The organism is Micromonospora sp. NPDC005206 (assembly GCF_040608175.1).
GTDB lineage: Bacteria > Actinomycetota > Actinomycetes > Mycobacteriales > Micromonosporaceae > Micromonospora.
Window position 1 is genome coordinate 218,320 of the sequence record NZ_JBEXHU010000006.1, and the last position, 12,065, is coordinate 230,384.

Below are 12,065 nucleotides of genomic sequence, written 5' to 3' on the forward strand. Positions count from 1 at the left end.
GTCGGGATGACGCAAACCTCTTGATCGTCGACGGGGGAGTGGTGGCATGCGGGTGCTCGTGGTGGGGGCCAGTGGGTTTCTGGGCGGGGAGGTGTGCCGGCGGGCTTCGGGCGCTGGATGGTCGGTGGTGGGCACGTGCCACTCCGGCGACATCACCACGCCGGGTGTCGCGGTGCGCCGGCTGGATGTGACCGACCGGGCCGCCGTGCGCGCGCTGGTGGCCGAGGTGCGCCCGGACGCGGTGGTCTCCACCCCCTACCGGTACGACGACTGGACGGTCACCGCCGACGGGGCTGCGCACGTGGCGGTCGCCGCGGCGGAGGTGGGCGCCCGGCTGGTCCACATGTCCAGCGACGCGTTGCACGGCGGCCGGGCCGAGCCGTACGGCGACGACGAGCCGCCGAGCCCGGTGAACGCGTACGGGGCAGCGAAGGCGGCGGCCGAGACCGCCGTGCGGGCGGTCGATCCCGGTGCGGCGCTGGTGCGTACCTCGCTGATCCTGGGGGAGGGCAGCAAGCAGATCGAGCTCTGCCGGGAGGCGCTCGCCGGGCGGGTCACCCTGTTCACCGACATGATCCGCTGCCCGGTCGACGTCACCGACCTGGCCGACGCCGTGCTGGAGCTGGTCGACGGCACGTACGCCGGGCCGCTGAACGTGGCCGGCGCGGACGCGGTCAGCCGTGCCGAGCTGGGTCTGCTGGTCGCCGAGCGGTTCGATCTCGATTCGGCCGGGCTGAAGACCACCACCAGCGCCGCCGCAGGGTTGGCCGGGCCCGGCGACGTCCGCCTGGACTGCGCCCGTGCCGCCGGTCTGCTGCGTACCCGGCTGCGCGGGGTGCGCGAGTTCCTGGCCCGCTGAGCCGCCGCCCCACGAATGCACACTTCCTATGCACAACTCTTGTGCATAGGAAGTGTGCAGAGATAGTGTGCAGTCATGGCGGATGACGAAGAGGCGCCCCGGCCGGCGCCGCGCGAGGTGCGGATCGACAAACGGCAGGTCCGGGTGCTGGCGCACCCGCTGCGGATGCGGCTCCTCGGGGCCCTGCGGGTGAACGGGCCCGCCACCGCCACCACCCTGGCGGAACTGCTCGGCACCAACACCGGCGCGACCAGCTACCACCTGCGCCAGCTCGCCGAGGTCGGTCTGGTCACCGAGGATCCCGACCGGGGCAGCGGACGGCAGCGCTGGTGGCAGGCGGCGCACGACGTCACGAACTGGGAGCCGACCGACTTCGACGACGACCCCGACGCCCGGGCCGCGATCGAGTGGATCCAGGGCGACCAGGTACGCCTCCTCGCCGAGACCGCCGAACGCTGGTTCACCACCCAGCACGAGTGGTCCGTCGCCTGGCGGGACGCCATCGGCATGGGCGACATCTTCATGACCATCCCGCCGGACCGGCTGAAGGAACTCCAGGCGGAGGTGTGGCAGGTGCTGGAGCGGTATCACCGCGAGGCCGACTCCGTCGACACCGCCGACCCGCAGGCCCGCCCGGTGCAGGTCTTCCTGGCCGCCTACCCGTTGCGCGAGGGCCTCCGGTGAGCGCGCTGACCGTACGCCAGGTCCGGCGTCGCTACCTCACGCTCTACGGCCTGCGCTGGCTGCCCACCGGTCTGATGATCCCGGTGATGATCCTGCTGATGCAGGAGCGCGGCCTGTCGCTGCCACAGATCGGCCTGGTCGGCACCGCGCAGGGGCTGCTGGTGCTGGCGCTGGAACTGCCCACCGGCGGGCTCGCCGACGCCCTCGGCCGCCGACCGGTGCTGCTCGCCGCCGGAGCGCTCAACCTCGTCTCGCTGTCCCTGTTCGCGGTGGCGAACTCGTTCGTGCTGTTCTTCGCGGTCTGGGCGTTGCAGGGGATCTACCGGGCGCTGGACAGCGGCCCGTTGGAGTCCTGGTACGTCGACGCCACCGTGGCCGCCGACCCCGAGGCGGAGTACGAGCGCGGGCTCGGCCACGCCGGCACCGTCGCCGGGCTGTCCATCGGCGCCGGCGCGCTGCTCAGCGGCGGCCTGGTCGCACTCGGCCCGATCGGGCCGGTCAGCGCGCTCACGCTGCCCGTGCTGGTCGCCATCCTCGCCCAGGCGGCGGCGCTTGTCGCCCTGCTCGTCCTGCTGGTGGAGCAGCGCCCGGCCACCGGAGCGGCGGCACTGCGGGCCTCGGTCGTCCAGGCGCCCCGGATGATCGGCGAGGCGGTCGGGCTGCTGCGCCGGTCCCGGGTGCTGCTGGCCCTGGTCGCGGTGGAGCTGTTCTGGGGCTTCGGCATGGTCACCTTCGAGTCGCTGCTCCCGGTCCGGCTCGCCGAGGTGGTCGGCGATCCCGAACGTGCCGCCGCGCTGCTCGGGCCGGCCAACTCGGCCGCCTGGCTCGCCTCGGCGGCCGGCGCGGCGCTGACACCGCTGCTGCTGCGCTGGCTCGGCGCCGCGCCGGGCGCGGCCCTGCTGCGCATCCTTCAGGGCATCACGGTGGTCGGGATGGGCCTGTTCGCCGGACCCATCGGGGTGCTCCTGGCCTACCTGGCCTGCTACACCGTGCACGGCGCGTCGAACCCGCTGCACAGCGGACTGCTGCACCGGCAGGTCGACGGCCCGTACCGGACCAGCGTGCTCTCGCTGAACTCGATGATGGCGCAGCCGGCCGGCGCGCTCGGCGGGGTGGTGCTGACGGCGCTCGCCGCCGCGACCAGTGTGGGCACCGCCATGGTGGTCGGCGCGGTGGTGCTGGCCGTCGCCGCACCGCTCTACCTGCCCGCCTGGCGGGCAGGCCGCCGGATCGCCGCGGACCCGACCGACCCGCCCCTGGCTCCCGTACCCGCCGAGCAGCACGCCAGCCGTTAGGCAGGGGCGCGCTCAGGCAAGGCGGATCGAGGTGAGGTGGTGGGTGTTGGTGAAGCCGAGCCGCCGGTAGAGGCGTACCGCCCCGACGTTGTCGGGGTAGACGCCGAGCCCGACGGTGTCGTGGCGGGCCAGTAGCGCGCGGGTCATCGCGGCGGTCAGCGCCGCGCCCCACCCGCGTCCCCGCTGGTCGGGAGCCACGGTCAGGCCGGCCAGGAAACCGATGTCACCCCGGCTGCGGTCCGCGCCGCACGCCACGAGCCGACCACCGGCCCGGATGCCGTACCAGTCGACCACCCGTGGATCACCCGGCCGGGAGGTGGTGTTCGGGAACGCCTCGTCGATCAGCGCGTCGAGCGCCGGATGGTCGGCCTCGGTGAGCCGGACGACCCGTTGCTCACCCGGCTGCGTCGGCGGCGCCACGACGGTCCAGTGGAAGTCCCAGTCGACGTGCTCGGCCACCGCCAGCCGGCCGGCCACCAGGTCGGGATCGAGCCGGGGCAGGTGCATCCGATGCTCCGGCCGCAGCACCCCGTCGGCGACCAGCGCGACGACCATGTCGAGCACCGGTCCGGCGGGACCGATCGCGTCCGCGCCAGGACCGCGCTCGGGCGGCAACAACCAGAGCACCGCGCCGTCGCGCCGGTAGCCGCGTGCCGGCGCGCCGCGCCAGAGCGCGTGCCGGGCGAACGGGTGGTGGCCGGCGGCGGCCAGGACGTCGGCCCGGTCGTGGAGCACCTGGTCGTCGATGATCATGGCGTCCAGCCTAGGAGCCGGGGAACGGAGGACCGCGCCGGGTCGGGGTGACTGCCCGGATCCACGGTGGAGATTGACGGGTCGACCGATTGGGTACATCACGCGCCGACCTACTGGGAACCCCCACCGGAGGACCGACATGCTCGCCATTCTCGCGGCCATCGTCTTTGGCTTCGCCCTGCTGATCGACCTGCTCGACACGAACTTCGGGGCGCCTGACCTGTTCAACTGGAACACTCTCGTGCTCCTCGGGCTGTTCCTGCTCGCGCTCTACCTGGGTGGCGTGGGCAGCGGCCCGCGCGGCGGTGGCGGCGGCCGCTGGTACCGGGGTCGGCGCCCTGGTCGTGGCTGACCGGAACCGATCACGGGTTGCCCGGCTCGCGGCGCGATTCCGGCGTCGCGGGCCCGGCCCGGTACTGTCTTCGTGATGGAGTCCGACGCTCTCTTCTCCCTCGGTGCACCCGCCGGGCCGCGCAGCGCGCCCGCCGGTCCCGCCGGTGTCGACGGCTTCACTCCGGTAGCGGACGATTCGCCCCTGCCCGTCCGGATGCGCCCGGCGAACCTCGACGAGCTGGTCGGGCAGGACCACCTGCTCGCCCCCGGTGCGCCGCTGCGGCAGTTGGTCTCCGGCGGCGCCCCGATGTCGGTGATCCTCTGGGGACCGCCGGGCAGCGGCAAGACGACCATCGCGCACCTGGTGGCCGCGGCCACCGACCGCCGGTTCGTCGCCATGTCGGCGCTCTCCGCCGGGGTCAAGGACGTCCGGGCGGTGATCGAGACGGCCCGCCGCCAGCGCCGCTCGGGCGGCCCGCAGACCGTGCTCTTCATCGACGAGGTGCACCGGTTCAGCAAGACCCAGCAGGATTCCCTGCTCGCCGCCGTCGAGGACCGTACGGTCACGCTGCTGGCCGCGACCACCGAGAACCCGTACTTCTCCGTCATCTCCCCACTGCTGTCGCGGTGTGTGCTGCTCACTCTGCAACCGCTGAACGACGACGCCGTGCGAGGGCTGCTCCGCCGTGCCGTCGCCGACGAGCGCGGCCTGGGCGGCGTGCTCACCCTCGCCGCCGAGGCCGAGGAGCACCTGGTCCGGCTCGCCGCCGGTGACGTCCGCAAGGCGCTGACCGCGCTGGAGGCGGCGGCGGCCTCCGCCACGGCGCTCGGCGCCGGACGGATCGACCTCGCCACCGCCGAGCAGGCGGTCGACGTGGCGGCGGTGCGCTACGACCGCGACGGCGACGCCCACTACGACGTGGTCAGCGCGTTCATCAAGAGCATGCGCGGTTCGGACGTGGACGCCGCAGTGCACTGGCTGGCCCGGATGCTGGTCGCCGGGGAGGACGCCCGGTTCATCGCCCGCCGGCTGGTCATCTTCGCCAGCGAGGACGTGGGCATGGCCGACCCGGCCGCGTTGAGCGTGGCCACCGCCGCCGCGCACGCCGTCGAGTACGTCGGTCTGCCGGAAGCGCAGCTCAACCTGGCCCAGGCGGTGATCCACCTGGCGACCGCGCCCAAGTCGAACTCGGCGACCACCGCCATCGGCGCCGCCATCGCCGACGTCCGGGCCGGCAAGGGCGGGCCGGTGCCGCGCGGGCTGCGCGACGCGCACTACGCCGGCGCCCGGGGGCTGGGCCACGGCACCGGCTACCGCTACCCGCACGACGACCAGCGCGGCGTGCTCACCCAGCAGTACGTCCCGGACGACCTGGTGGGCACCGACTACTACCGGCCCAGCCCACACGGGGCGGAGCGGTCGGTGGCCACCCGGCTGCCGTTGCTGCGCCGGATCGTGCGCGGGCTGCCGGCTCCGGCGGCCCCGCCGGTCGGATCGTCCGTAACGGCGCAGACCGCGCCGGCGCTTGCCGACGAGAACGGTCGTCCCGCGACGGGCACGCCTGGTCCCGGCGCGATGCAGGACAGCGGCATGAACGCCGCAGGAGAGGGTCAACAGTGAAGTCGCGTGGTGCGGACCGCCCGGACGAGGGCCCGGACGAGCGGCGCGATTCCCGCGCCAAGGGGCGCCGCTGGGGTCGAGGCCGGGCCGAGGCCGAGCCGGAGGCACCGGTACGCGGTGAGGAGTTCGGCTGGATCGACGACCTGCGCTCGGCCAAGCAGCAGCGCGGCGAGCTGGGCCCCGACGGTGCCCCGGCCGAGCCCACCGGCCCGCGCGGGGGCGCGCCGGTGCCGCCGCCGGACGGACCGTGGCCGGGCGAGGCGCCGCCGCAGCCGGGCCGCCGGCCGGACGAGCGGCCCGCCACCGACCGACCCCGGCCCGCTGCCGGCGCCGCCGTCCCCGGTCAGCCGCCGCGCCGCGGTGCGGTGCCGGTGCCCGGCACCGGGCCCCGTGGCGCCGTGCCGCCGCCGGCTCCACCCACCGTCGCCCGACCGGTCGGCGGTGATCCGGCGGGCCCACCCGGGACCCGCCCGACGTCCGGCGCGCCGGCCGGCCCGACCCGGCCCCGTCCGGCGGCCGTCCCGCCCGGCGCACCCGCCGGCCCACCGACCTCAGGCGCTCCTCAGACCGGCCGTAGGCCGGCCGCCGCCGCGCCGGCCGGCCGGGCGGACGCGATGCCGCCACTGCGCCGCCCGGACGCCGCGCCGCAGGGCCGCCGACCGGCCCCGGAGCCGACCGAACCGGGCCGCCCGCTGCCCACCGACGGCGGCCCTGCCGGCCGGCGCGCGGCCGGCCCTGCGCCCGATCCGGCCCGGGCTGCCGCCGCGGCCGGCCCGGCCCGGCCCGGCGCCACACCGGCCGGCGCAACGCCGCCGGTCCCCGATGGCCTGCGACCCGATCCCGCCGTCGACCGTGACCCGCGCACCGCCCGGCGTCGCCCCGGCCCGGTCGACCCAGGCGCACCGGAGCCGTCCGGCCGCGGGCCCGCGGCGCCCGCCCGTCCGGCCGCCGGCGGTCGCCGTCGCGCCGCCGAGCCCGCCGCGCCGGTGGTGCCCCGATCGGGCAACGCGCCGGCACTGCCCGACGCGTCCACCGGTCACACCGGCGGCACGCCCACCGTCGGTCCGGGCGGCACCGGGCGGCGCCGGGCCGTCCCGGACGAGCAGGGCCGACGCGCGCCGGCCGGCGGCGAGCCCCGGGCGGAGCGCCCGGAGCGGCCAGCCGACTGGCTGCGCCAGGCCGGCCGCCTGCCGCACACCGACCCCGCCCTGCCGGTGGTCAACCGGCGAGGCGGCACCCCGCCCGCCGCGGAACGCCGTCCGGCGCCGCCCGCGGGTCCGGATGTCACCGGCGGTTCACCCGGCCCGCTCGCCGTGCCGGACCCGGTCGCGCCGCGCGCCGGCCGCCGGCCCGCCGGTCCGCCGCCCGACCCGGGCGCGAATGCCCCCACCGGTCGCCGTGCCGCCCGGCCGGGCACGCCCGAGTCCACCGGTGAGCAGCCGAGCGGGAGCCCGAACTATCCACCGGCCGCTGGCGAGCGGCCCGCCGGCCGTCGGGGCGCTCCGGCGAACACCCCGGACCCCAACGGTCGACGCCGCCGCCCGTCGGCGGAGCCCGGCAACGACGTGCCCGCCGGCCCGGGGCGACCCGGCGCGGCGGGCAACCGCGGCGACGACCCGTACGCCGGTCCCGCCGGCGGCGGGCGGCCGGCACCTGGTGGCGCTCCAGCCGGTCCCGGCGCACCGCCCCGGGGCGCCGCCCGCTCCACCCCGCCGGGCCGGGCCCGACCCGCCCCCGGCGACGCGCCGGTCTCGGGCGCCGGCCGGCGTGGCCCCGACGGACCGCCCCGGACCGCCCCCGGCGTCGAGCCTGCCGCCCGGGGCGCCGCCCGCCCGGACGGCCCGGCCCGTGCCGCTGTCCGCCCGCCCGGCGCCGCACAGCCGCCCGGTGGCGACGAGCGAGCGGGCGGCGAGCCCGGCAGCGGTCCCGCTGTACCCGGGGTGGCCCGCGCCGGTGCGCCCGTTCGGCCCGCGCCGGCGGACCGCGCCGCCGGCCGTGCGCTGCCGCCGCACCGGGAGCCCGGCCGCCCCGAACCGACCGGCGTCGCTCCGGTGCCGCCACCCGGCCGCGCGGGCGAGCCCGTCGGCGTGGCGCGGGCCGCCGCCGTGGTGCCCCCGCCGGCTGGCGCGGTGGACCGGCCGGCGCCCGAGCCGACCGCCGGGCCCGCGCTGCGCGCGCCCGGCCGGGACGTGTCCGACGACGACGCTGCCCCGGGTGGCCGGTCCGAGGCGCGCCGGCAGTCGCGCGAGCGTCGCCGCCTGCGGGCGGCGGTGCTGGCGCTGGTCAGCATCGTGCTGCTCGGTGCGGTGCCGCTCTTCTTCGGCATCCGTACGCTGAGCCGTGACCCGGTCTTCGACAACCTGGACCAGCTGAACGTGCCGGGCTGGGCCGCCGCGAAGACGGTCGACGACGTCAGTGGCAGCCGCTGGTGCCTGCTCGACTGCCGGCTGCGCGAGCGCACCGTCACCTCGGAGAAGTCGCCGGAGGAGACGGCGCGGGTCTACGAGAGCGCGCTGCGCCAGGACGGCTGGCAACCGTGGAAGGTGGCCCGCTGCCCGGAGCCGGAGACGAAGGGCAGCTACACCTGCTGGCGTCGTGACGAGCTGACCCTCGACCTGTGGGTACGCGAGCCGACCTGCGTGCCGCCGCCGGTCGACAACAAACCGGCGGTCGTGCCGTCTCCCGAGCCGTCGGCCGCTGCGGCGGAGTGCGCCGGCTCGTTGGTGTCGGTGAAGGTACGCAACGCGATCGACGACGAGCGGACCAGGCCACAGCCGAGCACCGATCCGTCACTGACCGGAGAGGATCCGTTCCCGACCGTCAGCGCGGACCCGCTGGGTGAGTTGACGCCCTCACCGTCGTGAGCGGGTCTCCATCACGGACGGTAGGGTCTGGGGCTGGCGGGCCCGAGCCCCGCTGCCGCTGACCGGTGACGGCTCGGCGGGCCCGATACGGGTACCACGGTTGTGTGTTCCGGGGGCGTCGGGTCCTGAGGAACTCTGCTTGAGGAGGACAGGCGTGGGCGACATTGGTGAGGTTGCGGCGCTGGTCGCGGCGTGCGCGTTCGCGGTGCTGGTGCTCATCCTGACGCTGCCCATCCTGCGGCTGCGGCACACGGTGGACGCCACCACCCGGATGATCAACGACCTCAACGATCGGACCGCGCCGCTGCTCGGTGACGTGAACACCACGGTGAAGAACGTCAACACCGCCCTGGAGCAGGTGCAGACCTCGCTCGACGGCGTGAACCTCCAGCTGGCGAAGGTCGACACGATGACCAGCCACGCGCAGAACGTCACCGCGAACGTCGCCAACCTGGCCACCGTGGTCTCCGCCGCGGCCGCGAACCCGCTGGTCAAGGTGGCCGCGTTCGGCTACGGCGTGCGCCGTGCCGCCGCCAGCCGCCGGCACGCCGAGACCGAGCGCGAGGTGCGCGACACCATCAAGCAGCAGCGGCGGGCCGCCCGGCGCGGCAACCACTGACCGGCCGGTCCACCAGGAGGTAGCGAGACATGAGGCGGTTGTTCTGGCTCGGCATCGGTCTGGCCGTCGGCGTGGTGGTGGTCCGCAAGGCGACCCGGACCGCGCAGGCGTACACCCCGGCCGGCATCGCCAGCACGTTGTCGGAATCCGCTGGCGGGCTGGTCGAATCGCTGCGTAGCTTCGTGGAGGACGTTCGGGTTGGGATGGCCGAGCGCGAGCAGGAGATCCACCAGGCGTTCGCCCAGGGTGAGGCGTTCGACGACCAGTTCGCCGAGTTGCGGGAGGACCCGCGGATCGGTGATCGAGAAATCTTTCCGGAGGAACACCAGCGATGAAGACGGCGGAGATCAAGCGGCGGTACCTCGCCCACTTCGAGGCGAACGGCCACGCCGTGGTGCCGTCCGCTCCGCTGCCCGCCATCAGCGATCCGAACCTGCTGTTCGTCAACGCCGGTATGGTGCAGTTCGTCCCCTATTTCCTGGGCCAGCAGACCCCGCCGTACCAGCGGGCGGTCAGCGTGCAGAAGTGCATCCGCACCCCGGACATCGACGAGGTCGGCAAGACCAGCCGTCACGGCACGTTCTTCCAGATGAACGGCAACTTCTCCTTCGGTGACTACTTCAAGGAGGGGGCGATCCCGCTCGCCTGGGAGCTGATCACCAAGCCGCAGGACCAGGGCGGGTACGGCCTCGACCCGGAGCGGGTCTGGCCGTCCATCTATCTCGACGACGACGAGGCGTTCGAGATCTGGCGCTCGATCGGCGTGCCGGCCGCGCGGATCGTCCGCCGGGGCAAGGCGGACAACTTCTGGTCGATGGGCATTCCCGGGCCGTGCGGCCCGTCCTCGGAGCTGTTCTACGACCGGGGCCCGGAGTACGGCCGCGAGGGCGGCCCGGCGGTCGACGAGGACCGCTACATGGAGTTCTGGAACCTCGTCTTCATGCAGTTCGAGCGGGGTCCGGGCACCACCAAGGACGACTACCCGATCCTGGGTGACCTGCCGGCGAAGAACATCGACACCGGCATGGGCCTGGAGCGGATGGCCTCGATCCTGCAGGGCGTCGACAACCTCTACGAGATCGACGAGGTCCGGCCGATCCTGGCCCGGGCGGCTGAGCTGACCGGCAAGCGCTACGGCGCGCACTCCGGCCACGTGGCCAGCGAGTCGCACCCGGACGACGTCCGGCTGCGGGTGATCGCGGATCACGTGCGGACCGCGCTGATGTTGATCGGCGACGGCGTGACCCCGAGCAACGAGGGGCGCGGTTACGTGCTGCGTCGGATCGTGCGCCGGGCGATCCGGTCGATCCGGTTGCTCGGTTGGCAGGAGCGGGCGCTGCCTGAGCTGCTGCCGGTGGCCCGGGACTGCATGGCGCCGTCGTACCCGGAGCTGGCGACCGACTTCGACCGCATCTCACAGTACGCGTACGCCGAGGAGGAAGCCTTCCTGTCGACGCTGCGCGCCGGCACCACGATCCTGGACACGGCGATCGCCGAGACCCGCACCGCGGGCGGCGCGGCGCTGTCCGGGGCGAAGGCGTTCCAGCTGCACGACACGTACGGCTTCCCGATCGACCTGACCCTGGAGATCGCCGCGGAGCAGGGCCTTCGCGTCGACGGCGAGGGCTTCCGCCGGCTGATGGCCGACCAGCGGACCCGGGCGAAGGCGGACGCGCAGGCCCGCAAGACCGGGCACACCGACGTGTCGGCGTACCGGTCGGTGCTCGACGCGGACGGCCCGGTGACGTTCACCGGGTACAGCGAGGTGGCGCGCGAGTCGCGGGTGCGGGCGCTGCTCGGCGAGGACGGCCCGCGCCAGGCGGCGACCGAGGGCGACACCATCGAGCTGGTGCTCGACACGACCCCGTTCTACGCCGAGGGCGGTGGTCAGCAGCCCGACCAGGGCATGATCACCGTGGGCGGTGGTCAGATCGAGGTGTTCGACGTGCAGCAGCCGGTGCCCGGCCTGATCGTGCACCGGGCCCGGGTGATCCGGGGTGAGGTGCGTGCAGGCGAGACCGGCTTCGCGGAGATCGACGCCACCCGGCGGCGGGCGATCTCCCGGTCGCACACCGCGACCCACCTGGTGCACCAGACCATGCGCAACTTCCTCGGCGACTCGGCTACCCAGGCGGGTTCGCTGAACGCGCCGGGCCGCCTGCGGTTCGACTTCAACACCCCGACCGGTGTGTCGCCGAGCGTGCTGCACGACGTGGAGCAGCAGGTCAACGAGGTGCTCCTGGCCGACCTGGAGGTGCACGCCTTCATCACGTCGCTGGACGAGGCGCGGCGGATCGGGGCGATGGCGCTCTTCGGTGAGAAGTACGGCGAGGAGGTGCGGGTCGTCGAGGTGGGCGACTACGCCCGGGAGCTGTGTGGCGGCACGCACGTGGCCCGCTCGGCGCAGCTCGGCCTGGTGAAGATCCTCTCCGAGTCGTCGATCGGCTCCGGCGTCCGTCGGGTCGAGGCGCTGGTCGGCATGGACGCCTTCGGCTTCCTGGCCCGCGAGCATCTGCTGGTCTCCCGCCTGGCCGAGCTGTACCGGGTGCCGAACGACCAGGTCGCCGACCGGGTGGAGCAGACCGTCACCCAGCTCCGGGACGCGGAGAAGGAGCTGGAGAAGCTGCGCGCCCAGCTGGTGCTGGGCGGGGCGGCGGCGCTCGCCGCGCAGGCCAGGGACGTGCGCGGGGTGGCGTACGTGGGCACCGAGGCGCCGGAGGGCGCGGCCGGCAACGATGTGCGGACGCTGGCCCAGGAGATCCGCGGCAAGATCGACCCGTCGCGGCCGGCGGTGGTCGCGGTGGCGGCTCGCGCGAACGGCAAGGCGTCCCTGGTGGTGGCGGTCAACCAGGCCGCTCGCAGTCGGGGCCTGGCCGCCTCGGATCTGGTGAAGGCGGCGTTCTCCGGGCGCGGCGGGGGCAGCCCCGATCTGGCCCAGGGCGGCGGCCTGCCGGCGGCCGAGGCGCCGAACCTGTTGCTCACCGTCGAGAAGGCGGTCACCGAGGCGTGATGGACGACCATTGTTCGACCAGGGCGG

10 protein-coding genes are annotated in these 12,065 nt (G+C 75.0%); 9 read left to right on the plus strand and 1 reads right to left on the minus strand.

Annotated features, from left to right (window positions below):
- Positions 1-46: 46 nt before the first annotated feature.
- The 3 genes from ABZU69_RS11095 (at position 47) to ABZU69_RS11105 (ending at position 2,838) form a co-directional block, all read left to right on the plus strand.
- Positions 47-859: a sugar nucleotide-binding protein gene (locus ABZU69_RS11095; RefSeq protein ID WP_354964215.1), complete on the plus strand. Its 813-nt coding sequence runs from the start codon at positions 47-49 to the stop codon at positions 857-859.
- Positions 860-934: 75 nt separating this feature from the next.
- Positions 935-1,543 carry a helix-turn-helix domain-containing protein gene (locus ABZU69_RS11100; protein ID WP_354964216.1) on the plus strand — a complete coding sequence of 203 codons (609 nt, stop codon included), beginning with the start codon at positions 935-937 and terminating at the stop codon, positions 1,541-1,543.
- Positions 1,540-2,838: an MFS transporter gene (locus tag ABZU69_RS11105; protein ID WP_354964217.1), complete on the plus strand. Its 1,299-nt coding sequence runs from the start codon at positions 1,540-1,542 to the stop codon at positions 2,836-2,838. The genes ABZU69_RS11100 and ABZU69_RS11105 overlap by 4 nt, the downstream gene beginning before the upstream one ends.
- A 12-nt stretch (positions 2,839-2,850) precedes the next feature.
- Here ABZU69_RS11105 and ABZU69_RS11110 read toward each other — a convergent pair whose 3' ends face one another.
- Positions 2,851-3,591, minus strand: coding sequence for an N-acetyltransferase (locus ABZU69_RS11110; protein WP_354964218.1), 741 nt, complete (start codon positions 3,589-3,591; stop codon positions 2,851-2,853).
- Positions 3,592-3,730: 139 nt separating this feature from the next.
- On the opposite strand from ABZU69_RS11110, the gene ABZU69_RS11115 reads away from it, so the two are divergent.
- From ABZU69_RS11115 to alaS, 6 genes are all read left to right on the plus strand, one after another.
- Positions 3,731-3,943 carry a hypothetical protein gene (locus tag ABZU69_RS11115; RefSeq protein WP_089016611.1) on the plus strand — a complete coding sequence of 71 codons (213 nt, stop codon included), beginning with the start codon at positions 3,731-3,733 and terminating at the stop codon, positions 3,941-3,943.
- A gap of 75 nt (positions 3,944-4,018) precedes the next feature.
- Complete coding sequence (locus ABZU69_RS11120) at positions 4,019-5,545, plus strand: replication-associated recombination protein A (RefSeq protein ID WP_354964219.1); 1,527 nt, start codon at positions 4,019-4,021, stop codon at positions 5,543-5,545.
- A 2,168-nt stretch (positions 5,546-7,713) separates the two neighbouring features.
- Positions 7,714-8,409 (plus strand): hypothetical protein, encoded by a 696-nt coding sequence (locus ABZU69_RS11125; protein ID WP_354964336.1) that lies wholly within the window; start codon positions 7,714-7,716, stop codon positions 8,407-8,409.
- A 154-nt stretch (positions 8,410-8,563) separates the two neighbouring features.
- The gene (locus tag ABZU69_RS11130) at positions 8,564-9,028 is read left to right on the plus strand and encodes a DUF948 domain-containing protein (protein ID WP_354964220.1); all 465 of its coding nucleotides are present in this window, start codon (positions 8,564-8,566) and stop codon (positions 9,026-9,028) included.
- A gap of 29 nt (positions 9,029-9,057) precedes the next feature.
- Positions 9,058-9,363, plus strand: coding sequence for a hypothetical protein (locus ABZU69_RS11135; RefSeq protein ID WP_354964221.1), 306 nt, complete (start codon positions 9,058-9,060; stop codon positions 9,361-9,363).
- Complete coding sequence (gene alaS / locus ABZU69_RS11140; RefSeq protein ID WP_354964222.1) at positions 9,360-12,038, plus strand: alanine--tRNA ligase; 2,679 nt, start codon at positions 9,360-9,362, stop codon at positions 12,036-12,038. The genes ABZU69_RS11135 and alaS overlap by 4 nt, the downstream gene beginning before the upstream one ends.
- Positions 12,039-12,065: the final 27 nt, after the last annotated feature.

What these genes read in the sequence shown, in the direction of transcription:
- ABZU69_RS11095 (WP_354964215.1), top strand. Translation starts at nt 47, where the DNA reads ATGCGGGTGCTCGTGGTGGGGGCCAGTGGGTTTCTGGGCGGGGAGGTG.
- ABZU69_RS11100 (WP_354964216.1), top strand. Translation starts at nt 935, where the DNA reads ATGGCGGATGACGAAGAGGCGCCCCGGCCGGCGCCGCGCGAGGTGCGG.
- ABZU69_RS11110 (WP_354964218.1), bottom strand. Translation starts at nt 3,591, where the DNA reads ATGATCATCGACGACCAGGTGCTCCACGACCGGGCCGACGTCCTGGCC.
- ABZU69_RS11115 (WP_089016611.1), top strand. Translation starts at nt 3,731, where the DNA reads ATGCTCGCCATTCTCGCGGCCATCGTCTTTGGCTTCGCCCTGCTGATC.
- ABZU69_RS11120 (WP_354964219.1), top strand. Translation starts at nt 4,019, where the DNA reads ATGGAGTCCGACGCTCTCTTCTCCCTCGGTGCACCCGCCGGGCCGCGC.
- ABZU69_RS11135 (WP_354964221.1), top strand. Translation starts at nt 9,058, where the DNA reads ATGAGGCGGTTGTTCTGGCTCGGCATCGGTCTGGCCGTCGGCGTGGTG.
- alaS (WP_354964222.1), top strand. Translation starts at nt 9,360, where the DNA reads ATGAAGACGGCGGAGATCAAGCGGCGGTACCTCGCCCACTTCGAGGCG.